The 26,395-nt window shown below is 72.2% G+C and carries 25 protein-coding genes and 1 pseudogene; 15 read left to right on the top strand and 11 right to left on the bottom strand.

Annotated elements, in window-relative coordinates:
* Window positions 1-27 precede the first annotated feature (27 nt).
* Together ACFPM7_RS05025 and ACFPM7_RS05020 are read left to right on the top strand one after the other, a co-directional pair.
* Window positions 28-555: an SMI1/KNR4 family protein gene (locus tag ACFPM7_RS05025; protein ID WP_378244302.1), complete on the top strand. Its 528-nt coding sequence runs from the start codon at window positions 28-30 to the stop codon at window positions 553-555.
* Window positions 556-2,571, top strand: a complete 2,016-nt coding sequence (locus ACFPM7_RS05020) for an FAD-dependent oxidoreductase (protein ID WP_378245019.1) — start codon at window positions 556-558, stop codon at window positions 2,569-2,571.
* Between the two features lie 4 nt (window positions 2,572-2,575).
* On the opposite strand, the gene ACFPM7_RS05015 is transcribed toward ACFPM7_RS05020, so the two are convergent.
* The 4 genes from ACFPM7_RS05015 to ACFPM7_RS05000 form a co-directional block, all read right to left on the bottom strand.
* Complete coding sequence (locus tag ACFPM7_RS05015) at window positions 2,576-3,007, bottom strand: MarR family winged helix-turn-helix transcriptional regulator (protein WP_378244300.1); 432 nt, start codon at window positions 3,005-3,007, stop codon at window positions 2,576-2,578.
* Window positions 3,000-4,235: an FAD-dependent oxidoreductase gene (locus ACFPM7_RS05010; RefSeq protein ID WP_378244298.1), complete on the bottom strand. Its 1,236-nt coding sequence runs from the start codon at window positions 4,233-4,235 to the stop codon at window positions 3,000-3,002. Before ACFPM7_RS05010 ends, ACFPM7_RS05015 begins: the two co-directional genes overlap by 8 nt.
* 107 nt (window positions 4,236-4,342) lie before the next feature.
* A complete protein-coding gene (gene katG / locus ACFPM7_RS05005; protein WP_378245017.1) occupies window positions 4,343-6,538 on the bottom strand; it encodes a catalase/peroxidase HPI in 2,196 nt (731 codons plus the stop codon).
* An 80-nt stretch (window positions 6,539-6,618) separates the two neighbouring features.
* The gene (locus tag ACFPM7_RS05000) at window positions 6,619-7,050 is read right to left on the bottom strand and encodes a Fur family transcriptional regulator (protein ID WP_378244296.1); all 432 of its coding nucleotides are present in this window, start codon (window positions 7,048-7,050) and stop codon (window positions 6,619-6,621) included.
* Window positions 7,051-7,162: 112 nt separating this feature from the next.
* Between ACFPM7_RS05000 and ACFPM7_RS04995 the strand changes: the two genes are divergently transcribed.
* From ACFPM7_RS04995 to ACFPM7_RS04970, 6 genes and pseudogenes are all read left to right on the top strand, one after another.
* Complete coding sequence (locus tag ACFPM7_RS04995) at window positions 7,163-7,360, top strand: LacI family DNA-binding transcriptional regulator (protein ID WP_378244294.1); 198 nt, start codon at window positions 7,163-7,165, stop codon at window positions 7,358-7,360.
* Between the two features lie 351 nt (window positions 7,361-7,711).
* The gene (locus ACFPM7_RS04990; RefSeq protein WP_378244292.1) at window positions 7,712-8,608 is read left to right on the top strand and encodes a cobalamin-binding protein; all 897 of its coding nucleotides are present in this window, start codon (window positions 7,712-7,714) and stop codon (window positions 8,606-8,608) included.
* A 202-nt stretch (window positions 8,609-8,810) separates the two neighbouring features.
* Window positions 8,811-9,272 carry a hypothetical protein gene (locus tag ACFPM7_RS04985; RefSeq protein WP_378245043.1) on the top strand — a complete coding sequence of 154 codons (462 nt, stop codon included), beginning with the start codon at window positions 8,811-8,813 and terminating at the stop codon, window positions 9,270-9,272.
* Window positions 9,158-9,424 (top strand): glucuronyl esterase domain-containing protein, encoded by a 267-nt coding sequence (locus ACFPM7_RS04980; protein ID WP_378244290.1) that lies wholly within the window; start codon window positions 9,158-9,160, stop codon window positions 9,422-9,424. Before ACFPM7_RS04985 ends, ACFPM7_RS04980 begins: the two co-directional genes overlap by 115 nt.
* Window positions 9,400-9,456, top strand: a pseudogene (locus ACFPM7_RS04975) (hypothetical protein); the annotation flags it as partial. The gene ACFPM7_RS04980 and the pseudogene ACFPM7_RS04975, both read left to right, overlap by 25 nt.
* 346 nt (window positions 9,457-9,802) lie before the next feature.
* Window positions 9,803-10,267 (top strand): response regulator, encoded by a 465-nt coding sequence (locus ACFPM7_RS04970; protein ID WP_378244288.1) that lies wholly within the window; start codon window positions 9,803-9,805, stop codon window positions 10,265-10,267.
* Window positions 10,268-10,359: 92 nt separating this feature from the next.
* Here ACFPM7_RS04970 and ACFPM7_RS04965 read toward each other — a convergent pair whose 3' ends face one another.
* Window positions 10,360-12,741: an ABC transporter permease gene (locus ACFPM7_RS04965; RefSeq protein ID WP_378244286.1), complete on the bottom strand. Its 2,382-nt coding sequence runs from the start codon at window positions 12,739-12,741 to the stop codon at window positions 10,360-10,362.
* Entirely contained in the window at window positions 12,741-13,472 is a 732-nt protein-coding gene (locus ACFPM7_RS04960) for an ABC transporter ATP-binding protein (RefSeq protein ID WP_378245015.1), read from the bottom strand. The genes ACFPM7_RS04965 and ACFPM7_RS04960 overlap by 1 nt, the downstream gene beginning before the upstream one ends.
* A 133-nt stretch (window positions 13,473-13,605) precedes the next feature.
* Here ACFPM7_RS04960 and ACFPM7_RS04955 point away from each other — a divergent pair, with 133 nt between their 5' ends.
* Window positions 13,606-14,727, top strand: a complete 1,122-nt coding sequence (locus ACFPM7_RS04955; protein ID WP_378244284.1) for a sensor histidine kinase — start codon at window positions 13,606-13,608, stop codon at window positions 14,725-14,727.
* Entirely contained in the window at window positions 14,724-15,380 is a 657-nt protein-coding gene (locus ACFPM7_RS04950) for a response regulator (protein ID WP_378244282.1), read from the top strand. Before ACFPM7_RS04955 ends, ACFPM7_RS04950 begins: the two co-directional genes overlap by 4 nt.
* A gap of 93 nt (window positions 15,381-15,473) precedes the next feature.
* On the opposite strand, the gene ACFPM7_RS04945 is transcribed toward ACFPM7_RS04950, so the two are convergent.
* The gene (locus ACFPM7_RS04945) at window positions 15,474-17,030 is read right to left on the bottom strand and encodes a sigma-70 family RNA polymerase sigma factor (RefSeq protein WP_378244280.1); all 1,557 of its coding nucleotides are present in this window, start codon (window positions 17,028-17,030) and stop codon (window positions 15,474-15,476) included.
* A gap of 903 nt (window positions 17,031-17,933) precedes the next feature.
* Between ACFPM7_RS04945 and ACFPM7_RS04940 the strand changes: the two genes are divergently transcribed.
* From ACFPM7_RS04940 to ACFPM7_RS04930, 3 genes are all read left to right on the top strand, one after another.
* The gene (locus tag ACFPM7_RS04940) at window positions 17,934-18,467 is read left to right on the top strand and encodes a CAP domain-containing protein (protein WP_378244278.1); all 534 of its coding nucleotides are present in this window, start codon (window positions 17,934-17,936) and stop codon (window positions 18,465-18,467) included.
* Window positions 18,468-18,505: 38 nt separating this feature from the next.
* On the top strand, window positions 18,506-19,435 hold the full coding sequence (locus ACFPM7_RS04935; protein ID WP_378244275.1) for a 1-phosphofructokinase family hexose kinase: 930 nt from the start codon (window positions 18,506-18,508) through the stop codon (window positions 19,433-19,435).
* Between the two features lie 121 nt (window positions 19,436-19,556).
* Entirely contained in the window at window positions 19,557-19,994 is a 438-nt protein-coding gene (locus ACFPM7_RS04930; RefSeq protein WP_378244273.1) for an SRPBCC family protein, read from the top strand.
* 11 nt (window positions 19,995-20,005) lie between these two features.
* On the opposite strand, the gene ACFPM7_RS04925 is transcribed toward ACFPM7_RS04930, so the two are convergent.
* The gene (locus ACFPM7_RS04925; RefSeq protein ID WP_378244271.1) at window positions 20,006-21,271 is read right to left on the bottom strand and encodes an SGNH/GDSL hydrolase family protein; all 1,266 of its coding nucleotides are present in this window, start codon (window positions 21,269-21,271) and stop codon (window positions 20,006-20,008) included.
* A gap of 146 nt (window positions 21,272-21,417) precedes the next feature.
* Here ACFPM7_RS04925 and ACFPM7_RS04920 point away from each other — a divergent pair, with 146 nt between their 5' ends.
* Entirely contained in the window at window positions 21,418-21,846 is a 429-nt protein-coding gene (locus ACFPM7_RS04920) for an anti-sigma factor antagonist (RefSeq protein ID WP_378244269.1), read from the top strand.
* A gap of 15 nt (window positions 21,847-21,861) precedes the next feature.
* On the top strand, window positions 21,862-22,368 hold the full coding sequence (locus ACFPM7_RS04915) for an ATP-binding protein (protein ID WP_378244267.1): 507 nt from the start codon (window positions 21,862-21,864) through the stop codon (window positions 22,366-22,368).
* Between the two features lie 55 nt (window positions 22,369-22,423).
* On the opposite strand, the gene araA is transcribed toward ACFPM7_RS04915, so the two are convergent.
* The 3 genes from araA to araB are packed head-to-tail and all read right to left on the bottom strand — an operon-like array spanning window position 22,424 to window position 26,313.
* On the bottom strand, window positions 22,424-23,920 hold the full coding sequence (araA, locus tag ACFPM7_RS04910) for an L-arabinose isomerase (RefSeq protein WP_378244265.1): 1,497 nt from the start codon (window positions 23,918-23,920) through the stop codon (window positions 22,424-22,426).
* Between the two features lie 46 nt (window positions 23,921-23,966).
* Complete coding sequence (locus ACFPM7_RS04905; RefSeq protein ID WP_378244263.1) at window positions 23,967-24,635, bottom strand: L-ribulose-5-phosphate 4-epimerase; 669 nt, start codon at window positions 24,633-24,635, stop codon at window positions 23,967-23,969.
* Between the two features lies 1 nt (window position 24,636).
* The gene (gene araB / locus ACFPM7_RS04900) at window positions 24,637-26,313 is read right to left on the bottom strand and encodes a ribulokinase (RefSeq protein ID WP_378244261.1); all 1,677 of its coding nucleotides are present in this window, start codon (window positions 26,311-26,313) and stop codon (window positions 24,637-24,639) included.
* Between the last annotated feature and the right edge of the window lie 82 nt (window positions 26,314-26,395).

Here is a 26,395-nt window from a genome sequence, read left to right as displayed (position 1 = left end):
GTCGGTCAGCCCCGGTACGGTTCCCGCGTGGAGATCACAGAGGACCGGACGTTCCCCGCCGCACTGGCCGCGCTCACCCGCGTCGACTTCCCCTACGACGACGAGGAGCTGGGCTCGATCGACTACGAGGCCTACCAGGAGTTCGACTCCGCCGAGGACACCACGGGCTGGCTGCGCTCCTGGACCGGCAACGACGGGCTGGACGGCGCCGCGTTCCGGGTGTTCGGTCAGGACGGGACCGGTGGTCTGGCGGCGATCTGGCTGGTGCGGCCGGGCAGGCCGCTGGCCGAGCAGCCGGTGGTGTTCTTCGGCTCCGAGGGCGAGACCGGGGTCGTGGCGGCCAGTCTGGGCGAGTACCTGTGGCTGCTGGCCGACGGTGTGGGGCCGATGGAGGCGGTCGCGTTCGGGACTTCCCTGGGGGTTCCGCACGCCGGGCTGCGCGCGGTCGCCGAGGAGCACTCCGGCATTCCCCCGCGCTCGGCCGACGCGGTGGTGGAGGCGGCGCGGGCCGGGTTCCCCGACTTCTCCGCCACTGTCGAGTCTTGGTGCCGGTAGATCACCCGTTCGCCGCCCGGCGACCACGTTCCGGCAACCGCGACCACACGATTCGGGACTGTCCGGGCCCTCGCGTGCTGCTCGACAATCAACGCCATGCCGAGACACACCGCCGCTGACGGCGTTCTCATAGTGGGTGCGGGGATTGCCGGACTGACAGCGGCGCGCGCGCTGCACGACCTCGGCCACCGGGTCACCGTGCTGGAGGCGCGCGAGCGCGTCGGCGGCCGGATCTGGACCGATGAGCACGGCGTCGACCTCGGGGCGCACTGGATCCACGGCACGGACGGCAATCCGCTCACCGAGCTGGTGGACGACCTCGGCATCCCCTACAGCTACGTCGGCGGCGACAGCGCCTACACCGGCGGTTTCGACAGCCTGGACCTCTTCGGCGCCGACAGCCGCCCGGCCAACCACCGCCGCAAGACCCGCACCCTGGAGCTGGTCGACGACATCCTGCAGGAGTTGGAGCACCGCGCCGAGACCGCGCGCCGGGAGCGCCTGCCGGACATGGCGCTCGGCCACGCCCTCGCCCAGATCCTCGACGCCCGCTCACTTCCGGCCGAGGACGAACAGGCCGTGCGCTACCACCTCAACGTGATCCTGCGCGAGGACGTCGCCGAGGACATCGACAAGCTCTCCCTGAAGCACTGGGAAGACGGCTACCTCGTCTACGGCCACGGCGACAGCATCCTGCACCAGGGCTACCAGTCCGTGGTGGACGCGCTCGCCGCGGGCGTCGACGTCCGGCTGGGCCACGTGGTCACCCGGGTCGACACCAGCACCTCGCCCGCGCGGGTCGAGACCGACCGCGGCGTCTTCGAGGCGGGGAAGGTGCTCGTGACCCTGCCGATCGGCGTGCTCAAGGCGGGCTCGGTCGCCTTCGAGCCGCCGCTGCCGGAGGCGAAGCGCTCGGCCGTCGAGCGGCTGGGATTCGGGACGCTCAACAAGATAGCGCTGCACTACGACGAGCCGTTCTGGCCGCGGGAGCAGTACGTCTTCGGCTACCTGTGCCGCGACACCGACCGCTACCCCACCGTCGTCATCAGCATGTGGAAGTCCCACGGCAAGCCGATCCTGGTGATGCTGCTCGGCGCGTCGCTCGGCCGCGAGCTGGAGACGTGGTCGGAGGAGGAGGTCACCGAGTACGCCACGACCGTCGTCGGCGACATCTTCGGCGCGGACGCGCCCGCCCCCGAGCAGATCTCCCGCACCGCGTGGTCCAGCGACCCCTTCGCCAGGGGCGCCTACACGTGCATCGGCGTCGACTCCTCGGCCAGGGACATCGCCGCGCTCGCCGAACCGGTGGGCGAACGGCTGTTCTTCGCGGGCGAGGGCACCAACCCCTACCACTGGGCGTGCGTGCACAGCGCGTACGAGTCCGGCAGGCGCGAGGCGGCCCGCATCAGCGGCGACGCGAGCCTCTACACCCCGCCGAGCGCGGGCACCTCCCGCCGCCAGAACCGCACCACCGACCGGATGCTGCGCTTCGTGCGCATGCGGATGACCCACATCACCGAGCGCGAGCTGACCGAGCGTGTCTCCTGCCTGCGCGAGAGCGCCGACCCGCACGGCGTGCGGCTGTTCACCACGCTGGCCGAGTCCGAACTGGAGACCCTCGCCTCCATGTTCGACGAGATCCCCTACACCGCGGGCGATCCGATCTGCCGGGAGGACGCCGCGGCCAACGGCGTGTTCCTCGTCGCCCGCGGCGAGGTCGAGGTCGACTTCGGCGGCATCTACGACCGCGCCGTCCTCGGCCGCGGCACCCTGCTGGGCCACTACGACCTCTTCTTCAACGCCCGCACCACCTCCGTCACCGCGCTCACCGACGACGTCGTGGTGTTCTACCTGGACCACTACCGCTACCAGAGCTTCCTCTACGCCTTTCCCGAGGTCCTGATGCTGATGATGGCGGATCTGGTGACGCGCTGGGAGCAGCTGGAGACGGCGCTCGGGGCGAGGACGCTGCCCGCCGCGCGCCGGGCGACCGGGCAGGCCCAGGTCCAGGCCTGAGCTGTCACGCCGGGCCGAGCGCGGCGCGGACCGCGCGCAGCAGGCGGGTCAGCTCCACGGCCTCGGCGGCGCTCAGGCCGCTGGTCTCGGGAGCGTTGAACGCGGCGACGGCGGGCAGGACCCGGCCGAGCACCGCGCGGCCCGCCTCGGTGGCGCGCAGCGCGGCCCGGCGTCCGCGCCCGCCGGGCCCGTCGCGTGCGACCAGGCCGCGGTCGATGAGCGGCCCGGCGGTCTCGGCGAGGCTCTGCGGGCGGACCATCAGCACGCGGGCCAGCTCGGACTGGCTGAGGTCCTCACCGTCGGCGAGGGTGGCGAGCACGCCGAACTGGGTGGGGGTGAGCCGTTCGGCGGCGAAGACCTCGGCGAACCCCCTGGCCACCACGAAGTAGGTCTGCACCAGCTCCCACAGCGGCAGGTCCGGCTCGGCGTCAGGCACCGCGCACCCCGGTGACCACACGGCCGACGCGCGCGGCGGTGGCGAGCGCGGGAAGCGCGGCCCTGGCCACCGCGGTCCCGAGCGGGCCGGACATGCGGTGCACCCACCCGAGCGGCTGCAAGGATTCGCGCAGCGCGGCGGGCGCGTAGGTGGCCAGGCGCAGGTGGTAGCGGTGCACCGCGATCGGGATGGTCGACTCCCCCGCCGCCGCGGCGGCGAGTTCGCCCGCCAGGACGTCGGCGTCGCGGATGGCGGTGACGGCGGCCTGGCCGCCGGTGGGCGGCATGGCGTGCACGGCGTCGCCGAGCGCGGTGACCGGGCCGGCGGGCCACGGGGTGAGGTCGGCGCGCGGGTCGGCGGCGTGGAAGCCGAAGAACGCGGCGGTGGCGGGGTCGGCGGCCTCGACCAGCGCGCGCACCGCCGGGTGCCAGCCGGTGAGGGTGGTCGCGGCGAGGCGGACCAGCGCGGCGGGGTCGAGGTGGCGTGCGCCGCCGGGGTAGGCGCGGTCGGGGGCGAGCAGGCCCCACACCAGCGCGGCGGGCTCGGCCGAGCGGGCGTCGGCGATCAACGGGCGGGCGTCCGGGTCGTGCACGGACAGGAACAGGCCCACCCCGGCGGGACCGAACGCCAGCGCTGGGCCCTCGGACAGCAGCGCGGGCAGCAGGGCGCGGACGCGGTCGGTGAGCGGGGCGCGCGCGGCGATCCCGCTGACCCCGGCGGGCCTGGACGTGGGCCGCCCGGCCAGGGCGGCGGCGACCCGCGAGCCGACGCCGTCCGCGCCGACCAGCACGTCCCCGGTGGCGGTGGCGCCGTCGGCGAAGCGGGCCAGCACGCGTCCGCCCACCACCTCGTGCCCGATGTACTCCGCGCCGAAGCGGACGTCCTCCCCCAGCCAGTCCGCGAGCTGGGTGCGCAGCGGGATGCGGCCGATCAGCAGTTCCTCCGCGCCGGGGGCGCCCTCGTCGGCGAACAGCAGCCGCATCCGGTGGTCGGTGACGTGGAAGCGCCGGTACGCGCCCGCCGAACTGGCCATCAGCGCCTCGTACCGCCGCGGCGCCAGGCAGGTGCGCAGCACCGCGCAGGCCCGCTGGTCCAGGCGAAGCCGGTAGCCGCCGGTCACCTCGGCGGCCGGGTCGCGGTCGAACACCACCGCCTCCAGCCCCTTCCCGCGCAGCGCGTGGGCGAGCACGAGCCCGCCGATCCCGGCGCCGATCACCAACACCCGCACACCGACCTCCTAAGTTTCAGGCACCTGTTTCTCAACCAGTATGCCACCCGGGAACGCCGAAGGGCGCCCGGGCCGAAGCCCGAGCGCCCTTCCTCAGCGGGTGTGGATCAGAACCGGTCGAGGTTCATGACCTTGTCCCACGCGGCCACGAAGTCGCGGACGAACTTCTCCCGCGAGTCGTCGCTGGCGTAGACCTCGGCGACCGCGCGCAGCTCGGAGTTCGAGCCGAACACCAGGTCGACGCGGGTGCCGGTCCACTTGACGGCGCCGCTGGCCCGGTCGACGCCCTCGAACACCTGGCCGTCGCCGTTGGCGGGCTTCCACTCGACGTCGAGGTCGAGCAGGTTGGCGAAGAAGTCGTTGGTCAGCGTGCCGGGGTTGGCGGTGAAGACGCCGTGCGCCGAGCCCTTGTGGTTGGCGCCCAGCACCCGCAGGCCGCCGACCAGCACGGTCAGCTCCGGGGCGCTGAGGTCGAGCAGGTTGGCCTTGTCGACCAGCAGGTACTCGGCGGGCAGGCGGTGGCCCTTGCCGAGGTAGTTGCGGAAGCCGTCGGCGGTGGGCTCCAGCACGGCGAAGGACTCGACGTCGGTCTGCTCGGCCAGCGCGTCGCCGCGGCCGGGCCGGAACGGCACCGCGACCGGGTGACCCGCGGCCTCGGCGGCCTTCTCCACGCCCGCCGCGCCTGCCAGCACGATCAGGTCGGCCAGCGAGATCCGCTTGCCGCCGGTCTGCGCGGCGTTGAACTCCGCCTGCACGCCCTCCAGGACGCGCAGCACCTGCGCCAGCTCGTCGGGCTCGTTGACCTCCCAGCCGCGCTGGGGCTCCAGGCGCACGCGCGCGCCGTTCGCGCCGCCGCGCTTGTCGCTGGAGCGGAACGTCGAGGCCGACGCCCACGCCGTGGAGACCAGCTGCGCCACGGAGAGACCGGAGTCCAGCACCTTGGCCTTGAGGGCGGCCACGTCGTCGGCGTCGACCAGCTCGTGGTCCACGGCCGGGATCGGGTCCTGCCAGATCAGCGTCTCGCTGGGCACCTCGGCGCCGAGGTAGCGCTCGATCGGGCCCATGTCGCGGTGGGTGAGCTTGAACCAGGCGCGGGCGAACGCGTCGGCGAACTCGGCCGGGTTGGCCAGGAAGCGCCGGGAGATCTGCTCGTAGACCGGGTCGACGCGCAGAGCCATGTCCGCGGTGGTCATGGTCGGCTGGTGGGAGACGTCGGCCAGGTGCGCGTCCGGCACGGTGCCCGCGCCGCCGCCGTCCTTGGGCTTCCACTGCTTGGCGCCGGCGGGGCTGTACACCAGCTCCCACTCGTAGGCGAACAGCGTCTCGAAGAAGCTGTGGTCCCAGGCCGCCGGAGTGGGCGTCCAGGCGCCCTCCAGGCCACTGGTGATGGTGTCCTCGGCCTTGCCGGAGCCGAAGGCGTTCTTCCAGCCCAGGCCCTGCTCCTCCAGCGGCGCGCCCTCAGGCTCGGCGCCGACGTTGGCGTCGGCGTCGCCCGCGCCGTGCGTCTTGCCGAAGGTGTGGCCGCCCGCCACCAGCGCGACGGTCTCCTCGTCGTTCATCGCCATGCGGGAGAACGTGTCGCGGATGTCGCGCGCGGAGGCCAGCGGGTCGCCGGAGCCGTTGGGGCCCTCCGGGTTGACGTAGATCAGGCCCATCTGGACCGCGGCCAGCGGGTTCTCCAGGTCGCGCTCGCCGGTGTAGCGCTCGTCGCCGAGCCAGGTGGTCTCCGGGCCCCAGTAGACGTCCTCGTCGGGCTCCCACACGTCGGCGCGGCCACCGGCGAAGCCGAAGGTCTTGAAGCCCATGGACTCCAGCGCCACGTTGCCGGTGAAGACCATCAGGTCGGCCCAGGAGATCTTGCGGCCGTACTTCTTCTTGACCGGCCACAGCAGCCTGCGCGCCTTGTCCAGGTTCGCGTTGTCCGGCCAGCTGTTGAGCGGGGCGAAGCGCTGCATGCCCGCGCCCGCGCCGCCGCGGCCGTCGTAGGTGCGGTAGGTGCCCGCGCTGTGCCAGGCCATGCGGATCATCAGCGGGCCGTAGTGGCCGTAGTCAGCGGGCCACCAGTCCTGCGAGGTGGTCAGCACCGCGGTGACGTCGCGGCGCAGCGCGTCGAGGTCCAGGGTCTGGAACTCGGCGGCGTAGTCGAAGTCCGCGCCCATCGGGTTGGCGACGACCGGGTGCTTGCGCAGGATCTTCAGGTTGAGCTGGTTGGGCCACCAGTCGCGGTTGCTGCCACCCTCGACGGGGTACTTGCGTCGCCCCGACGTGACGGGGCAGCCGGCGACCGCCGACTCATCGTTCATCTCGCCGACTACGGCGTCGGGCTGGGCGTCTGGGGTAGCAGACACGGACTTCCTTCCAACTTCACAATGGGTGGGAGCGATCAGGAACTGGGTGCCGTGGAGCATTCCGGGCACCAGCCCCAATAGACGACTTCGGCTTCGTCGATCGTGAAACCGTGGTCTTGGGCGGCGGTGAGGCAGGGCGCGCCGCCGACGGAGCAGTCGACGTCGGCGATCACCCCGCAGGAGCGGCAGACGACGTGGTGGTGGTTGTCCCCCACGCGCGTCTCGTAGCGGGCCACCGAGCCCTGCGGCTGGATCTTGCGCAGCAGGCCCGCGCTGGTCAGCGCCTTCAACACGTCGTAGACGGCCTGGTGGGAGACCTCACCGTGGTCACCGCGCACGAGGCCGATGATGGAATCGGTGTCGGCGTGCGGGTGGGCGTGCACCGCGGACAGCACGGCCAGGCGCGGCCGCGTCACGCGCAGGTCCGCGCCGCGCAGCATGCGCTCGAAGTCCGAGGTGAGGGGCACGGCCGCGAGTCTGGCGAACAATCTGGAATCAGTCAAGTTTTGACAGGCCGGATGTCAGCGCGGCGCGTCCGTGAAGTCGTGAGGACCTGGATGAGCCGACAGCTGGGACGCGATGACTGAGTCCGTATCCCCCGGGTCCTCTGGGCCTTCCGGCAGACGCCGCGCCAAGCGGCCGCCGACCATCCACGACGTCGCCGCGCACGCCGGAGTCTCCCGCGGCACCGTCTCGCGCGTGCTGCAGGGCGGGCACAACGTCAGCCCGGCGCTGGAGTCGGTCAACGCCGCCATCAGAAGCTGGGCCACGTCGTGAACCGGGCCGCGCGCAGCCTGGTCACCCAGCGCGCCGGGTCGGTGGCGTTCCTCCCGCTGATCCTGGTCACCACGGGCACCGACGACGAGCCGCGGACGAGTCCCTGGTGACCATCGGCGACTACAGCCGCGGCTGACCACCACCCGCCAGCCGTGGGACCGCATCAGCGAGGTCATGGTGCGGCTCCCTGACGTCCCAGATCGGCGGTGAGGAGGGGGCGACGGTGATCCTGCCGACGGAGCTCGTCGTCCGCCAGTCCGGCTGACCCGCGCGTGAGGTGAACGCCGTAGTCACACCTCGCGCGCACATGCCATGGGCCCGGCCTGGCCCTCGGCCTCCTACGCTCCAGGGATGCGGATCGTCTCACTGCTGCCCGCAGCCACCGACATCGTCGCCGAGCTCGGGCGCGCCGACCAGCTGGTCGGGCGCACCCACGAGTGCGACTGGCCCGCCGAGGTCGCCGGGGTTCCGGTGGTGACGGCGACCTCCATCGACCCGGAGCGGCTCAGCAGCCGGGAGATCTCCTCGGCCGTCGGCGGGCACGCGGGCTCGGCGCTCTACTCCCTCGACGCCGACCGGCTCGCCGCACTGGCCCCCGACCTGGTGCTCACCCAGGACCTCTGCGACGTGTGCGCGGTCTCCTACCGCCGCGTCGCCGACGCCGTGCGCGTGCTCGACGCGGACACCCGCGTGGTGAGCCTGGAGCCGCGCACGCTCGACGAGGTGCTCGACTGCGTGCGCCACGTCGGCGGCCTGCTGGACGTCCCCGACGCCGCCGAGCGGGTGGCGTCGCTGCGCGAGCGGCTCGCGGCGGTGGCCGACGCGGTCGCGGGCAGGCCGCGCCCGCGGGTGGCGGCCATCGAGTGGCTGGACCCGGTGTGGCCCGCCGGGCACTGGGTGCCCGAGCAGATCGCCGCGGCGGGCGGGCGGGGCCTGCTGGCCGCCGCGGGCGAGCACACCTCGCCGGTGCCGTGGGAGCGCGTCGTCGCCGAGGAGCCGGAGGTGGTGCTGCTGATGCCGTGCGGCCTGACCCAGGAGCGCACGCTGGCGGAGCTGCCGGTGCTGACCGGGCTGCCGGGCTGGGCGGAGCTGCCCGCGGTGCGCGCGGGTCGGGTGTGGGCACTGGACGGCCCGGCCTACTTCAACCGGCCCGGCCCGAGGGTGGTGCGCGGCGCGGAGGTCCTGGCGCACGTGCTGCACGGGGTGGGCGGGCCCGTGCTGCCGTCGGAAGCCCGACCGGTTCTCTGAAACAATTGCGCGCCGGAATTGTTTCGGATTTTCGAGACTTTACAGTATCGACTCCCGAGATCGCCCGCGGCTACGTCGAGTCGTCTATTGATTCGAGGAGGCGTGGTAGCCGAAGCCCGAAAGCGCTCGAAGGCCGCGGTATAGCGTTCACCGTCGCCGCCTTGGCGGTCGCGGGCGCGCTCGCCGTGGCGGACTCCCTCCGGTGCGCGCCGCGGCCGCCGCCGTCGAGGACGACAGCGCGGGCTGCGCGGTGACGCTGCCCGGCTCGTTCCCGTCGACCACCCGCCTGCCGGTCCCGTTCCGCAAGCTCGACGGCAACCGGATCACCAGCAGCTCGATCAGCGTCAACGTGAACCACAACGGCCGCCTTCTCCGCGCGCGTCGAGCTGCCCAGCGGGACAGGACTGTTCTGCGCCGTCCGATCGCCGTCAGCCGCGAAGGCACCCCGAGGAACAACAAGCAGGGCGCTTTCTACACCGCCTGCGGCAGTTCCAGCAGCACCGGATTGCTCGCCGCGTGGGCGTGGGGGCAAGCCGAATCATCGACGTCGTGGAACAGTCCGGCGGCGCGATTCTGCGGTCGGACGCATTCGGCGTCACCGGCTGCTCGAGATACGGGAAAGGCGCGTTCGCCATCGGCGCGCTCGACCAGCGCGTCGCCCTGACCATGCCGGTGGAATCCGGCGCAGGCGGCGTCCCCGCCTTCCGCTGGGTGGCGAGCGAGAGCGGCGTTCAGCGCCTACACCGGCACCCCCGCCGCCCTGCCCGTCGACACCCACCCAGCTGGCGGCGATGGTCGCCCCGCGCTGCCTGCTGATCATGGAGAACCCGCACGGCGACTGGCTCTCGTCCAGGTCGGGCACCGTGGCCGCCCTCGGCGGCGCGGAGGTCTACAAGGCCCTCGGCGCGGGATCGACCATCTCCTACTGGTCCGACGTGCAGGACGGCACCCACTGCGCGTCCCGCTCGGAGTGGCGCACCCCGATCCAGCAGCACGTCCAGGCATTCCTGCGCGGCTCGACACCGAGGTACGCAACGACGCCCCCGCCTCGGAGCCCACGCCGACCACTGGTGGCGGCAACGGCCTGGCGGGCATGCGCGAACGCGTCGACCGCGCTGGCGGCCAACTCACCGCCGGGCCCAGCGGCACGGGCTGGTCGGTGCGCGCGAGCTTCCCGCTCACCGGGACGGCCTCGTGATCCGGGTCGTGGTCGCCGACGACCAAGCCGTGGTCAGGGCCGGCTTCCGCGCCATCCTGGAGTCCGAAGAGGACATCGAGGTGGTCGCCGAGGCCGCCGACGGCGCCCGAGCGGTCGACCTCGCCCGCCACACCCGTCCCGACCTGGTCCTCATGGACGTGCGCATGCCCCCCACCGACGGCATCACCGCCACCGCGCGCCTCGCGGGCCCCGACATCGCCGACCTCATCCCCGTCCCCATCGCCACCACATTCGACCTGGACGACGACGTGTTCTCCGCGCTGCGCGCCGGCGCGAGCGGCTTCGTCCTCAAGGACATCGAGCCCGACGACCTCGTCGCCGCCGTGCGCGCCGTCGCCGCGGACGGTGGCCTCATCGCTCCCGGGATCACCCGCAGGCTCATCACCGAGTTCGCCAAGTCCACCCGCCCGGCACCCATCCCGCTGCCTCCAACTCCATGAACGTCGCCTCGGCCCACGCCCGCGCCGACTCCGCCGTGTCGCACCGCGTGTCGTGCTCGTCCAGCAACGAACGAGGGGTCCAGTGGTGGCAGTCATTCGGTGTCCGCGTGGAGGGCGGTCAGGAGGGGGAGGCGGGTAGCTCGACGGGCGGGGATTGTGGCGGCGAGGATGCCGATGGTGGCGGTTGCCGCGACGAACACCGCTAGCTGGAGCCAGGGGATCGTCACCGGAACACCGCCTTGGGAGCGCACCGCCGCCACCCCGACGAGGGTGCCTGCGAAGAGGCCGGCGACTGCTCCCAGCAGGGCGGTGAGCACGGACTCCCACCGCAAGGTCGAGCGCACCAGGCCACGGTCAGCACCCACCGCGCGGAGCAGGCCGATCTCCCGGGTGCGTTCGATGGTGGACATCGTCATCGTGTTGACGACGCCGAGGGCCCCGATGAGGACGGAGACGCTCAGGAGGGCGTAGAGGATGGCGAGAAAGACATCGAATCGGCTCCCCTCGGCCTCGCGGTGCTCGTGCCTTGTCTGGACGATGACGGTGGGGTTGTCCAGCGCGGAGATGATCTCGGCCTTGAGGGCGCCCGTATCGGGCGCGCTCGACTTGACCAGCACGGTGGATGGGCCGATGTCGGCTGGAAGAGAGGCCGCGTCGACCAGAACACCGTGGTCGAAGGTGTCGGGAGCCTGGTAGATGGCCACGATCGGGCGGCTCACCTGGGTGCCGTCGTCCCAGGTGCCCGCGACTCCGGTACCGAGCGCCCAGCCCTGGCTTGTGGCTGCCTCGGTGGATACGGCAATCCCCTCCGCGAGGTTGTCGAGCGAGCCGTCGCGGACCGACAGCGAGACGAAGTCGCCAATGGTCGTCGGGTTCACGCCGGTCACTTGCAGATAGTCGCGCCCCAGGTCGATCCAGGTCTGTGCGAGCGGCGTGACCTGACTGGCACCTGGCACGGCGGCGATCCGGTCGGGGATGTCGGGGCTGAGGTCGGCGAAGTCGATCGCGCTCACTCGGATGTCGGCGCTGTCTCCGGTGTCCGCGTCACGCTCGGCCTTCGCCGCGATGGAAGCGATGGGGAGGGTCACCGCGGCGCAGATGGCCAGACCGACCGTCAGCGCACCTGCCGTCGACGCCGTGCGCCGGGGGTTGCGGCGGATGTTGCGCAGCGCCAGCGTCCCCCTTACTCCGGCGAACGCCACCAGCGGCCGCCGCACGATTCCCGTCGCGGCGAGCGCGAGCAGCGGAGTGAGGCCCACCAGCCCCAGCACAACCAGCGGAGCACCGATGTACAGCAGGTCCTGGGTCTCCGCCGCTCCGGCCAACGCGGCCAGACCTGCGACAACGGTGATCCCGCCCACTACCGCCCGACGACGCAGCGACTTGCTCTCGGGTGGCAGGCCGGAGCGCAGCGCGGCCACAGGAGGCACCGCAGCCGCCCGCCGTGCGGGAAGGTACGCCGCCACCACCGTCGCCCCGACGCCGACCAGCACCGCCACGAGCATTGCCACCGGCTCCACCACCTGAAGCGGCACCGGAGGACCGTCTCCGACCGCGAACACCCCGCCGAGCACCCATGCCCCGAGTGCTCCGAGCAGGTAGCCGGCGACGGTCGCGACCAGCCCCACCACGACCGCCTCGGCCAACACGCCACGCATCAGCTGCCCGCGCGCGGCGCCGATGGCCCGCAGCAGCGCCTGCTCCCGCGCGCGGGCGGCGGTGAGCATGGAGAACGTATTCGCGACCAGGAACACCGCGACGAACACGGCGACCGCGGCGAACACCAGCAGGATCTCGGTGAGCTTCCCGTCGCCTGCCGCGCTCGAACCGGCCGACTCCACCCGCAGTTCGTCGCCCAGCAGCGGCTGCACGGCGTCAACCATCGCGGATTCGGCGCCGCGGGCTGTCACGTCGACGGCCGTGATCCCGAAAAGGTCGCGCGCGGTCGCGGGATCGAAGACCACCAGCGTCCCGCCGAGCGCGAGCCCTGGATCGGCCGCGGTGATCACCCCCGCGACCCGCACAAGAGTCGACTCCCCCGCGACCACAACCTGGACCTGGCCCCCGACCTCGTAGCCAGTGCGCTGGGCGGACCACTCATCGATGGCGACCTCGCCCGCTCCAGCCGGGAGCTGACCGCGCACGACTGTCTCCGCACGGTCCGACGCGGAGGCGTAGCCGGGCTGGCCGACCACGTGGCCATCCGGGCCGACCAAGAACGCACGCCCTGTCGACCTCGGGACCGCGCCCGCGACCTCGGGTACCGCGGCCAACCGCGTGACCAACTCGGGGGTCAGGCCCTCGCCGGTGACCGACAGACCGGGCGGAGGTTGAGATCTGTCGATGACGGCACGCACCGACATGCCGTACAGCAGCGCACCGGAGACGAACGCCACGCCCAGTGCGACCGCGAATAGCGGCAGCAGGAACCGCGATCTGCGGGTCAGCACCGACCGGACGGCGAGCTTCAGCATCAGCGCACCGCCTGGGCGGCGTCGAACCGGCGCATCCGTTCCAGCACGCGGTCGGGGGTCGGGCCGGCCATCTCATCGACCAGGCTGCCGTCTGCGAGGAACAGAACCCGGTCGGCGTAGCCCGCCGCGATCGGGTCGTGGGTGACCATGAGGACTGTCTGGCCCCACTCGGCCGCGCACCTCCGCAGCAGGTCGAGGATCTGTGCGCCGGAGCGGGAGTCCAGGTTTCCCGTGGGCTCGTCCGCGACGATGATGTCCGGCCGGGTGACGAGTGCGCGGGCGCACGCCACGCGCTGCTGCTGCCCGCCGGAAAGCTGGGCGGGGCGGTGGGAGAGACGGTCGGCCAGGCCGGTCGCGCGCACGATCTGCTCGGTCCACTCCGGATCGGGTCGTTTGCCCGCCAGCGAAAGCGGGAGCGCGATGTTCTCCTCCGCTGTGAGAGTGGGCAGTAGGTTGAACGACTGGAAGACGAAGCCGATCCGCTCGCGTCGCAGCTGAGTCAGCCGCGCCTCGCGCAAGGAGGAGAGGTCTACCCCGCCGATGCGGGCGGCGCCCGATGTGGGGGTGTCCAAGCCCGCCAGGCAGTGCATGAAGGTCGACTTGCCCGACCCGGACGGCCCCATCACCGCGGTGAACTCGCCCTCGTGGAAGCGCGCCGACACCCCGGCGAGCGCGACGACGGCGTGCTCGCCGGTCCCGTACACTTTTCCGAGGGAGTCCGCCTCGGCCATGGCTCGATTGCTCACCGGGCCATCGTGCTCGGGGCTTGGTGGCGGGCGAATCAGCCGCACGGCGGAGTGGCCCTGACCGTGATCAGCCGAAAGAACGAGGCACCCCCCGCCAACCAGTAATAGCGTGACGCCCATGCCAGCCCCCTCATCGAAACTGCGATGGACGCAGCGGATCACGGTCGCCTTCCTGGTCGCGTGCGCCGCTCTGCTCCTGGTGGTCGAAGGGCTGTCCGCGGAGACCACTGTCACCCAGGTCGGCGTCATCTTCTGCGGCGCGATCACCACCACCGCGCTGTTTCTGCGCCGCCTGGTCGTGCCCGCCGTGCTGGCCTCAATCACCTTCTCCATCGTGTGCGCGACGCTCACCGTCCGTTTGGACAACACCTTCGGCGTGGTCGAGTTGGCCGCCCTGTGGTGGCTGATGGTCTGGGTGGTCACCGACCAGCCGCTGCGGCGGATACTCTGGATCGCCCCCGCGCTGGGCGTCGCCGTCTTCATGATCCCGCTCCGCATGGACAACATCAGGGATCACCTCGACATCGTCTTCATCGGACTGATCTCCGGCTCGGTGTTCATGGTGATGCTGGGCCTCTACATGCGATTGCATGAACAGCGCCGCGCCGCCGCAGTCGCGCTGGCTCGGGAGACCCAGCGTCTGGAATACGCGCGTGACCTGCACGATTTCGTCGCCCACCACGTGACTGCCATCGTCGCCCAAGCCAAAGCAGTCCGGTACACCACGGCGGCGGGCAGCCCTCCGTCCGCGGAGGACCTCGACGGCATGCTCGCGGGTATAGAGGACGCGGGCTCCGAGGCGCTGGCGTCGATGCGGAGCATGATCACCGTGCTGCGCGGCGACGACCCGACACCGCAGCGCCACACCCTGGACGAGGTACTGACCGGCGCTGCCGACCGGTTCCCTGGGCCCGCGCGGGTGAGCGCCACGATTGACGACGGGCTCGCGGGGAGGCCGCTGCCACCGCCTACGCTCGATGCCGCCCGCCATGTGGTGCAGGAGTCGCTGACCAACGTGCTCCGGCACGCGGAGGGCGTCGGATTGGTGGAGATCACCGCGCGGATGCGCGGCGGCGAAGTGGAGATCATCGTGCGCGACGACGGCACGGCGTCGGACAATCCGTCACCCGGATTCGGCCTGGTCGGGCTGACTGAGCGGGTCGGGGCCGTCGGCGGCGCCCTGACGGCAGGCGCGACAGCCACAGGCTGGCAGGTCACCGCCACCCTGCCCGCGTCATGATCCGCCTGCTCATCGCCGACGACCAGCAGATGATCCGCTCGGCCTTCTCGATGATCCTCGGCGCCCAGCCGGACATGGAGGTGATCGCCACCGCTGGCGACGGTGAGGAAGCTGTCGACCAGGCGCGTCGACTCCGGCCGGACGTCTGCCTGCTCGACATCCGCATGCCCCGCCTCGACGGTCTGGAGGCCACCCGCCTCTTGGCGGGGCCCGGTGTCCACGATCCGCTGAACGTCGTCATCGCGACCACGTTCGACCTGGACGAGTACGTCTACCAGGCGCTGCGGAACGGGGCTTGCGGCTTCCTGCTGAAGGATTCCTCCCCCGCCCTGCTGGTGGAGGCGGTTCGCGCGGCTTCGACCGGCACGACGCTCATATCCCCCGCCATCACTGTCCGGCTGCTGTCTCGCCTGGGTCCGCTTCAGCACGGCACTCCTGCCGACGACGGTCCCGCGGAAGCGTTGACCGAGCGCGAACTGGCGGTGGTGCGCCTGGTCGCACGGGGCGCGACCAACGAGGAAGTGGCCGCCGACCTGCACGTCACCCTGGCGACCGTGAAGACCCACCTGGCGAATGTGCAGCGCAAACTGAACGCTCGAAACCGGGTGGAGATCGCTGCCTGGGCGTGGCGGACGGGGGTGATGGCGAACTGAGACCACGACGAGCACGGGATGAGTGCTGTGGCGACGCGGTGTCGGATGCCGGGGCCAGTAGTCGGCGTGTGCCGAGTGGCGCGGCGAAGTGAGTCAATCGGTGCCGAGGATAACGGCCCAGTAGTAGCCGCAGGTGCCCCCTACGGCTCGGCCGACGCCGATCGTGGTCAGTGAGCAGTCCAGGGGACGGGTTCCCAGGACTTCGGCCATCTCGGCTCCTGTCTCGCGAGAGGCCGCGACGTAGGTGTGCCGGATGGCGGAGCGGCTGGTTGCGGGGACGCGGTCGGTGAGGGAAGGGGCGCCGGGGGACTCCACGCCGATGTAGTCGCGGCGCATCATGTCGGTGGAGTGGGCTTGGGCGGCGTCGGTGAGAGGGCGTGATGGGTGCAGGGGTGAGCAGCCCTGGGCGGAGCGGGACGCGTTGATCGCGGAGATCATGCGGTCGGGCTCGGTGGGATCTGGGTGGGTGGCGGCTCCAGGCGCGGGGAGAGAGCGGGCCTGGGTGGCGGCTGGTGACGGAGGTAGGCCTGCACCTTGGGGTGGGGCGCTGCCGGGTGGTGGGGAATCTGGCGATGGTCGGCCGGGCGGGGTGGGACCTGGCGAGGAGCTTGGCGACGGACGGCCGGGTGGGGTGAGATCTGGCGGCGGGAGATCCAGCGGGGTGGCGGTGGGCGGAGTGGGACCTGCGGGGGCGGTGTCCCCGGGGGTGCGGCTGGGGGTGGCCACGGATGTTTCATCGGCGGGCAACAGGACGAGTACCGCGACGGCCGCGGCCACCGATGCGGCTACGGCGAGCTTGGCGGCGTGGCCCGTCGCGGCGGCGGGTGCCAGGCCGGGCGTGGGGGCGGACGCGGCGGTGTGAGGGGACGCGGAGGTGGAAGTGAACGCGGAGGTGGGAGTGAACGCGGAGGTGGGGACCGATGCGGGGGTGGAGATGCCGTCGCGGAGGGCCAGGAGGGTGCCGAGGATGGTCAGGGGGGTGGTGATGGTCGTGGTCAGGGTGCGGCAGTGGGGGCAGCGGCGGACGTGGCGGTCGACGGTGGTGCGTTGGGATCTCGTGAGGGCTGCGGGGCGGCCGGGGACGAGTTCGGCGAGGCGGGGGCAGCGGCGGGGGCTGCGGGTGAGGAGGAGTAGGCGGACGGACTTGCCGAGGGCTGTGCGGGCGCGGTGGGCGAGGACGGCGGCGTGGGCTGGTCGGACGTCCAGGGCCTCGGCGAGTTCGGTGGTGGACAGGTTGCCGCGGAGGATCAGGTCCAGGATGGCGCGCTGGCGGGGCTCCAGGGCGGCGGCGGCCGACCACACCAGGCGGGCGGACTCGCGGGCGGTGGCCGCCTCGTGCGTCGGCTCGGGTGGGGTGGGTGGTTCGGGGAGGTCACCGAGGGGGATGGGGCCTGCGCGGTGGTCGAGGGCGGCGCGGTGGGCGATGGTGAACAGCCAGGGGCGGAAACGGTCGGGGCTGCGCAGGGTGCGCAGGCGGCGCAGGGCCGTTACGAAGGTGTCCTGGGTGAGGTCCTCGGCGAGATGTGGGTCGCCGACGGTGCGGGTCAGGTAGGCGGTGATGGCCGGGCTGTGGCGGTGGTAGAGGTCGGTGAACGCGTCGCGGTCGCCTGCCTTCGCGGCGGTGACGAGGTCGGCCTCGGATGCGGTCATGACGATGGCCTGTGCGGTGCGGACCCGGTGAACTGCGGGGCGAGGCTGGACGGCCCGGCGAGCCGCAGGGCGAAGCCGGAAGCCCCGGCGGGCTGAATGGCGGAGCCGGACGGCCTGACAGGCCACGGGGCGAAGCTGGACCGGTCGACGGGCCGCAAGGAGAAGGCAGACGGCTCAGCGGGCCGCAGGGCGAAGCCGGACAACCCGACAGGGACAGTCGTCGCCACGGGCCACGATCGCGGGACGGGTGGGCAGGTCCTCCGCACCCGCGGCGCGGCGGCGGACTGCCACCGAGGAGCGCGCCGGCGGCGTGACAGTGACGGGGCGGGATGAAGTCCACCGGAACCCGGTTCGGCGGAACGGGGCGCGGCGGTGTGGGCTTTGTCGGTGGTGGGTTGGGGGGTTTGACGGGGTTTCCGAGGTGCTCGGCGGTCGTGGTGTGGCAGGGGTGGCGTTCGGGGGTGGGATGGGGTGGTGGGCGCTTCCATCGTGTGGTCGGGGGCGGGGTGGGGAGGCTGGGAGGTGGGGATCTTCGAGCGAGTGGGGTCGGCTGGGGTGGCTTGGTTGGGATACGACGTGCCCGCGGTGGAGTCAGGGGCGGACGCGGGCATGGGCCACCTTCGGAGGATCTTCCTGTGATCTGTGGCGCAGAGCGTAATGGTCGCGGGAGCGGGCGGGTCATGGGGGCGAATCTGTTCAGGGATGAGAGGAACGTCGGTGTCGTATCGCTCGCGTCGTCTGGTGGTCGTTGGGGTTGGGGTGGTTGTGGCTGGGGTCGCCGCTACCGTCGGAGTGCTGGCGGGTGGGGGGTCTGAGCCGGTGGTGGAGTCGTCGGGGGGTGGCTCGTGGGTGCCTGAGGTGTCGGTGTCCTTTGGGGTGACGTCGACTGTCGGGTCTGCCACCGTGCCTGCGACGACCACGGTCACCACCACTGAGGTCACGACCACCGCAGCGCCGACGACCACGGAGTCCGCCGGGGAATCGACCGCTGAGTCGACTACCGCGACCACGCCGCAGCCGTCCCGCACCAGCAAGCCGAAGCCCGCGGGCACTCCCCCAGCCGACAACGAGAGCGCCGTCCTCGCGTTGGTCAACACCGAGCGGGCCGACAGCGGGTGCGGTCCCGTCCGCTGGAACGCCGACCTCGCCGACGCCGCTCGTGCGCACAGCGTCGACATGGCCGAGCAGGACTACTTCGACCACACCTCCCTCGATGGCCGTTCCCCCTTCGACCGCATGCGCGCCCACGGCTACGACAGCCCGGGCGGGGAGAACATCGCCGCCGGACAGCGGACGCCGGAGTCGGTCATGGAGTCCTGGATGACCAGTCCCGGGCACCGCGCCAACATCCTCAACTGCGACTACACCACCCTCGGCGTCGGCATCGGCAAGGGTGGCAGCTATGGCGTCTACTGGACGCAGAACTTCGGTTTCTGAGCGTTTCGGGTGGCCACGGCCCGGGGTATTCCGGGGCCGTGACGGACAAATCGCCCTCCATCGTGGTGTTCGCGCCATCGCCGCAGCTCACCGTGACGGTCGAGGAGGTGAATGGCGCGCCCGACGTGCACATCCACGCCGGGGGTCAGGGGGTGTGGCAGGCCAGGATGGTGTCGGTTCTCGGGTTGCCGGTCACTCTGTGCGGGGCCTTCGGAGGGGAGACCGGTCAGGTGCTGCGGGGGCTGCTCAGCGGGGTCGGGATCACCGTGGAGGCGTTGGAGGTGGCGGCGCGGAACGGGTCCTACATCCATGATCGTCGGGAGGGGGAGCGGGAGCCGCTGGTGGAGATGGCGGCCGACCCGTTGTCCCGCCACGACCTGGACGACCTCTACGCGGTCGCGCTGCGGGAGGGGCTGGCGGCGGGAACGGCGATCCTCGCGGGGGTGGCGGAGAAGAACGTGGTGCCGCCCTCGCTCTACCGCAGGCTGGTGTCCGACCTGACCGAGATGGGCTGCCGGGTGGTGGTGGACCTGGCGGGCGAGTACCTGGAAGCGGCGCGCGAGGGCGGGCCGTCGGTGATCAAGGTGAGCCACGAGGAGGTGCTGGCCGCGGAGTTGGCCGAGGACGACTCGGAGAAGGCGCTGGTGCGGGCGGCTGAGCACCTGGCCGAGACCGGGGCCGAGCTGGTGCTGGTGTCGCGGGCCGAGAAGCCCGCCATCGCCCGCACCGCGGACGGCATCCGCCTGATCGAGGTGCCGAGCCTGCACCACGTCGACACCCGCGGCGCCGGGGACTCCATGACCGCCGCCGTCGCGGTGGCGATGGCCAGGGGCGAGGACATGGAGAGCACGCTGCGCCTGGGCGGCGCCGCGGGCGCGCTGAACATCACCAGGCACGGGCTGGGGACCGGCGAGGGCGAGACGATCCGCTCCATCGCCGAGCACGTCCGCCTCCACTCCCCCGACTGAGCAGCACCGCCGCGGCGCACATCCGGCCCGGTCGCCGCACCGAACACCACACGAGCGCCTGCTCGCCGAGCAGATCCGGCCCAGCGGGCTCACCGAACCGAGGAGGAACACCGTGGTTGACGTGTCGAGGAAGTTCACCGTCGCGAAGAGCCCCAGTGAGGTGGTCGACTACCTGCGGGACTTCGCCAGGGCCGAGGAGTGGGACCCGGGGACGGTGTCCTGCACGAGGAAGGACGACGGGCCGGTGCGGGTCGGGTCGACGTGGCGGAACGTGTCGAAGTTCCTCGGGCAGGAGACCGAGCTGACCTACGAGCTGACCAAGGCGGGGCCCGACCACCTGCAGTTCGTCGGTCGCAACAAGACCGCCACCTCGACCGACGACATCGCGATCGAGCCGGGGTCCGCGCCGGGCACGACCGAGATCACCTACCGGGCGCACATCGAGTTCAACGGGGTCGCCAAGCTGGCCACGCCGGTCGCCAAGGTCGCGATGGAGCGCCTGGGCGACGAGACCGAGGAGAGCCTGCGGCGCATCCTCGGTCCCGTCGGCGTGGACTGAGCCACCAGGGGCTACCCGACGCTGATGCCCCCGGTGTTCGCGTCGCGGACGCAGGAGACGGCGCGGCTGCCGGTGGTGGCCGCGCCGGAGAGGCACTGGGCCAGCACGCCGTGGCCGCCCGCGTTCGGGTGCCAGGACTCCTGGCAGGTCTGGAAGTGGGTCACGCAGTTGTTGGCGATGCGCTGGATGGCGATCTTGTCCTTGCCCGAGAGGCTGGTCACGACGTTGCCCGAAGTGCCGTCGTGCAGGCGGATCGGGGTGGCCAGGGCGTAGCCGGGGCTGCCGGTGCGCTCGCACAGGCGGGCTCCGTCGAAGGCGCGCTGGACGTTGAGGTAGACGAGGTCGCGGCCGGGGCGCTCGGCGGAGAGCGTGGCGTGGGTGTTGCGGACGAGGTTGCCGAGGCCGGTGGAGAACATGTGGCCTGCGGCGAGGCTGGCGCGGTGGGCGGGGCAGCCCGCGGCGTAGCGCTCGGCGCCGAGGTCGCGGAACTTGTCGCGGTCGTCGGCGCGGCCGTCCTGGGTGTGGTACTCGCCCGCGTAGTCGAAGGGCAGCGGGTTGGTGTAGTCCTGCAGGACGATGCGGTGGACGCCGTCGGCGTCGACCTCGGCGAGGGTGTCCATCAGAGCGCGCAGGGCGACGGTGGTCTCGGTGGTGGCCGAGTTCAGCTCGGCCTCGGTGGCGAGGTCGGCGGCGGTGCAGGGGGCCTGCGGGACGGGCCCGCCGATGTAGGCCCAGAACTCCCACCAGCCGGTCCAGGCGTCGGCGATGAAACGGTTGGCGCACACCGACGCGGCGTCGCCGAAGGTGAAGGAGCTGTTGTTGGAACCGAGGCCGACGAGCACGAAGTCGATGTCGTGGGTGCGGGCGACGGCGCGCAGCTGGTCGAGCTGGGAGGCGACCGTGCGGCCCTTGGCGCGGTTGGCCGAGGCCGAGGTGATGTCGTGCGGCTGGCCGCCGGAGCAGGCCAGGTTGAAGCGCGCGCTGATGCCGGGCAGGGACGCCCGCAGCAGTGAGGCGTTGGCCGAGCGGTGGCAGAAGTAGGCGTTGGCGTTGTCGGCCCCCCACCCGGGGAAGCCTTGGGCGGTGCCGTTGAGGTCCACGACTGACTGGTAGTCCCCCGCGCCCTCCCCGCTGATGAAACTGTCGCCGAGCGCGATGGCCGCGGTCGGCAGCGCCGCGGGCTGGGCCGCAGGCTGGGCCGTGGCGGCGGGCACGACGGCGAGTGCGGCGGCGGACACGGCGGCGAGTGCGGCGATGCAGCGACGTAACAGAGGCACCGGATCTCCTCCTACCAGGTGAAGGTTTCTCGCGATCACAGCACGCCCGCAGGTCAGCGTCAAGATCGGCGGCTTTCGATTCGCTATTGGACAGACGAGCCGGAGGCGATCGGCCAAGCCGTGCGACCGGCGGTAGGGTTCACCGTGTGAAACCGGCCAGCGACGAGCGGACACCGGACGGCGGTGCCCACCCCACCCTTCCCCCGCCGCACGAACAGCTGCTCACCCTGCGCTCCGCCGAGCGCCACGACGCCGTCGTGGTCGCCGCGGCGGGCGCGATCGACGGACTGACAGCGCCCCGGTTGGCCGCCGCCATCGACGCGGCCTACGACGGCCTCGGCGAGCGGGTGCTCATCGTCGACCTCGCCGAGATCGACTTCCTGGGCTCGGCCGGACTGCGCGTGCTGCGCGACGCGGCGAGCGAGGCGGTCACCCGCAGGGGGCTCGACCAGCTCAGGGTGGTCGTGGACCAGTCGCGCCCAGTCATCCGGCCGATCGAGATCGTCGGTTTCGACCAGTTCCTCGCGCTGTTTCACACCGTCGAGGACGCCCTCACGGCGGGCGAGCCCAGCTAGCCCCAGGAGAGACCCATGCCGCCGAGCTCTGAGCAGGACGAGCGGGACGCCCAGCGGGAAGCCGCCCCGTCGCGGCCCGCGCCCACCGAGCTGCGCTTCGCACTGGCGGTCGACTGGGTGTCGCCCTCCATCGCCCGGGAGCGGGTGCGGGAGTGGCTGACGCGGCTGGACTGGTCCCCCGCGCACGTCGACGACCTGGTCATCGTGATCAACGAGGCGGTCAGCAACAGCATCGAGCACGGCTTCGGCATCCACCCCGACCACCCCGGCCCGCCCAACGGGCCGCACCCGGACATCGAGGTGTTCTGCCGAGTGCTCTCCCAGGCCGGGGGCAGGCGGGTCGAGTTCACCGTGCGCGACCAGGGCGCCTGGCAGCCGGTGGACCCCGGCCCGACGCACCGCGGCAAGGGCTTCAACCTGATGCGCGCCTGCAGCGACCGCCTGGACGTGCGCCGCGACGCCGGCGGGACGACGGTGATCGCCGTGAGCAGGCCGGTCCCGGTGGCGCTGCGCGCCCTCTGACAGAGCCGCCGGCTCGGGGGCGGCGACCCTCGGCCGCCGCCCCCGAGCCGGTCCGCTAGCGCAGGCCCTGGGCCAGCCGGTGGTAGGCCTGGTTCCAGCGCAGCCGGTCGGTGAAGTCCTCAGTGGTGCTCGAGGCGCCGATCACGACGAGTTCGGTCCTGGTCATCTCGGCGAAGTCGCGCAGGACCGAGGCGTCCACAGCGCTGGAGAAGACGGTGTGGTGGGGTCCGCCCGCGGTCAGCCAGCACTCGGCGGAGACGGGCAGGCTCGGGCGCGGGGTCCAGACGGCGCGCGCGACGGGCAGGTTCGGCAGGGGCTCGTCGGGGACGACGACATCGATCTCGTTGGCCACCAGGCGGAAGCGGTCGCCGAGGTCGGCGAGACCCACCACCACGGCGGGGCCGGGGGCGGCGTCGAAGACGAGGCGGACCGGGTCCTCCCGGTCGCCGATGCCCAGCGGGTGGATCTCGCAGGACGGGCGGTCGGCGGCGATCGACGGGCACACCTCCAGCATGTGCGCGCCCAGCACCCTCGGTGTCCCCGGTCCGAAGTGGTAGGTGTAATCCTCCATGAAGGACGTCCCACCGCCCGGGGACATCGCCTTGACGGCGGCCAGCAGCGCGCTGGTCTTCCAGTCGCCCTCGCCGCCGAAGCCGTAGCCCTCCCCCATCAGCCGCTGCACGGCCAGGCCCGGCAGCTGGCGCAGCCCGCCGAGGTCCTGGAAGTTCGTGGTGAAGGCGCCGAATCCGCCGTCGGTGAGGAACTGCCGCATACCCGCCTCGATGCGCGCCGCGTAGCGCAGCGAGTCGTGGCGCTCGGCGGCCAGTTCGGGGGCGAGCCGGTACAGGTCGGCGTATTCGGCGACCAGGCGGTCGATCTCGGCGTCGGACACCGCGTCGACCACGGCAACCAGGTCGTTGACGCCATAGGTGTTGACGCTGACGCCGAAGCGCAGCTCGGCCTCCACCTTGTCGCCCTCGGTCACGGCGACGTCGCGCATGTTGTCGCCGAAGCGGGCCAGGCGCAGGCCGCGCAGGTGGTGCTGGCCGAGCGCGGCGCGCAGCCAGCCGTCGACCCGGTCGATGACCCTCGGGTCCGACACGTGCCCGGCGACGGTCTTGCGGGCCACCCCGATGCGGGTCTGCACGTAGGCGAACTCGCGGTCGCCGTGCGCGGCCTGGTTGAGGTTCATGAAGTCCATGTCGATGGACGACCAGGGCAGCGCCTCGTTGAGCTGGGTGTGCAGGTGCAGCAGCGGCTTGCGCAGCGCGTCCAGGCCGGTGATCCACATCTTGGCCGGGGAGAAGGTGTGCATCCAGGCGATCACCCCGACGCACGCCGGGTCGGTGTTGGCCGCCTCCAGCGTCTGGCGGATCGCGGCGGAGTCGGTCAGCACCGGCTGCCACACCAGTTCGGCGGCGAGTCTGCCGCTGTCGGAGAGCATGCGCTGGATGCGCTGGGACTGGCTCGCCACCTGCTCCAGCGTCTCCGGACCGTACAGGTGCTGGCTGCCGGTCAGGAACCAGACCTGTGGCTTGGCTGCGGAAGACATGCGGGTTCCCCCTTCCCCGGGACGCGGCCCGGGAGGATCGTCGGGCCTACTGCCCGTAGACGTTCTGGTAGCGGGCGTGGAGCCGGTCGACGGATTCCGGGTCGATGGCCTCGGGCCTGCCGAGCTGGTGTGCGAAGTGGACGGTTCGGGCGACGTCCTCCAGCATCACCGCGGCCTTGACCGCGGCGCGGGCGTCGGTGCCGACGGTGAACGGGCCGTGGTTGGCCATCAGGACCGCGGGCGATCGGCTGCCGCGCAGCGTCTCCACGATGCCGCGGCCGATGGAGTCGTCGCCGATGAGGGCGAACGGGCCGACCGGGATGTCGCCGCCGAACTCGTCGGCGATCATCGTCAGCACGCACGGGATGGGCTCGCGCCGGGCCGACCACGCCGTGGCGTACGGGGAGTGCGTGTGCACGACCCCGCCGACCTCGGGCATGTGCCGGTAGACGTAGGCGTGGGCCGCGGTGTCCGACGAGGGCGCCAACTCGCCCTCGACGAGTTCGCCGTGCAGGTCGGTGACGACCATGGCCTCCGGGCCCAGCTCGTCGTAGGACACCCCGGACGGCTTGATCACCATGAGGTCGGCGCCCGGCACCCTGGCCGAGATGTTGCCCGCCGTCCAGATCACCAGCCCGTAGCGGGTCAGTTCGCGGTGCAGGTCGGCGACGGTGCGGCGCAGCTCAGCCGACACCGGCAGCGTGGGGTCGGCCACCTCAGCCCTCCCGTCCGGCGCGCGCGGCCCTGCGGATGCCGCGCAGCCTGCGCATGACCTCGTTGCCGCCGCGGCCGAAGTGGTCGTGCAGCTCGTGGTATTCGGCGAAGAGGCGCTCGTAGCCCTCGACGTTGGCCGGGATGGGGACGTAGGCGGCGCGGGTCGCCGCGCCCATCGCCGCGGCGGCGGCGCGGATGTCGGCGTGCGCGCCCGCGGCGACCGCGGCGTGCAGCGCGGAGCCGAGCGCGGGCCCCTGCTCGGAGCCGATGACCGACAGCGGCAGGTTCACCACATCGGCGTAGATCTGCATGAGCAGCGGGTTGCGCAGCAGGCCGCCCGCGATCACCAGCTCGGTGACGGGCACGCCCGCGTCGGTGAACGCGTCGATAATCGTCCTGGTGCCGAACGCCGTCGCCTCGAACAGCGCGCGGTAGACGTCGACCGCGGTGGTGCCCAGCGTCAGGCCCAGCACCAGCCCGGACAGCTCGTGGTCGACCAGCACGGAGCGGTTGCCACTGTGCCAGTCCAGCACGACGAGCCCGTGCTCGCCGACGGCCTGCTCGGCGGCCAGCTCGCTCAGCAGCTCGTGCACGGAGAGGCCGCGCTCGCGTGCCTGCTCGTGGTAGACCGGCGGCACCTGGTTCGCGGTGTACCAGGCGAAGATGTCGCCCACCCCGCTCTGGCCCGCCTCGTAGCCCCACAACCCCGGCACGATGCCGCCGTCGACGACCCCGCACATGCCCGGCACGTCGCGCAGTTCCGCGCCGCTCATGACGTGGCAGGTGGAGGTGCCCATGATGGCGACCATCTGGCCGGGCTCGACGGCCCCGGCGGCGGGCGCGGTGACGTGCGCGTCGACGTTGCCGACGGCGACCGCGATGCCCTCGCGCAGCCCGGTCCAGGCGGCGGCCTCGGCGCTCAGCCCGCCCGCGCGGTCGCCGAGGTCGCCGATCGGGTGGTCGAGCTTGTCGGCGACGAAGCCCGCGAAGTCCGGGTTGAGTTCGGCGAGGAACTCCCGCGACGGGTACTGCCCGTCCTGCAGGATGCCCTTGTAGCCCGCGGTGCAGGCGTTGCGCACATAGGTGCCGGTGAGCCGCCAGACGATCCAGTCGGCCGCCTCGACCCAGCGGTCCATGGCGGCGTAGACCTCGGGCGCGCCTTCCAGCAGTTCCAGGCCCTTGGCGAACTCCCACTCCGAGGAGATCAGGCCGCCGTAGCGGGGCAGCCACTTCTCGCCGAGCCGCGCGGCGAGGGCGTTGATCCGGTCCGCCTGCGGCTGGGCGGCGTGGTGGCGCCACAGCTTCACGTAGGCGTGCGGGTTGTCGGCGAACTCGGGCAGCTCGCACAGCGGGGTGCCGTCGGCGGTCGTGGGGACCATGGTGCACGCGGTGAAGTCGGTGCCGACGCCGATGACGTCGGCGGGGTCGACGCCCGCGTCGGCGATGGCGGCGGGCACGGCCGCGCGCAGCACGTCGACGTAGTCGGCGGGAACCTGCAAGGCCCAGTCCGGCGGCAGCTGGGCCCCGGTGGCGGGCAGGGCTCGGTCTATGACGCCGTGCCGGTACTCGTGGACGGCGGTGCCGAGTTCGGCGCCGTCGCGGACGCGCACCACGACGGCGCGGCCGGACAGGGTGCCGAAATCGACGCCGACCACGAGGGCGTCGGGTTCATGGGGCATGGCGGCCACCTTCACGAGGCGCGGACGGGCACGACGCCCTGAGTGTTATCGCTAACATTCGGCACGTCAAGAGGCGGTCACC

It is taken from the genome of Actinokineospora guangxiensis, assembly GCF_042657845.1.
Lineage (GTDB): Bacteria > Actinomycetota > Actinomycetes > Mycobacteriales > Pseudonocardiaceae > Actinokineospora > Actinokineospora guangxiensis.
Note: the sequence above shows the minus strand (reverse complement) of the source record. Positions and strands in the feature narration are given on the sequence as shown.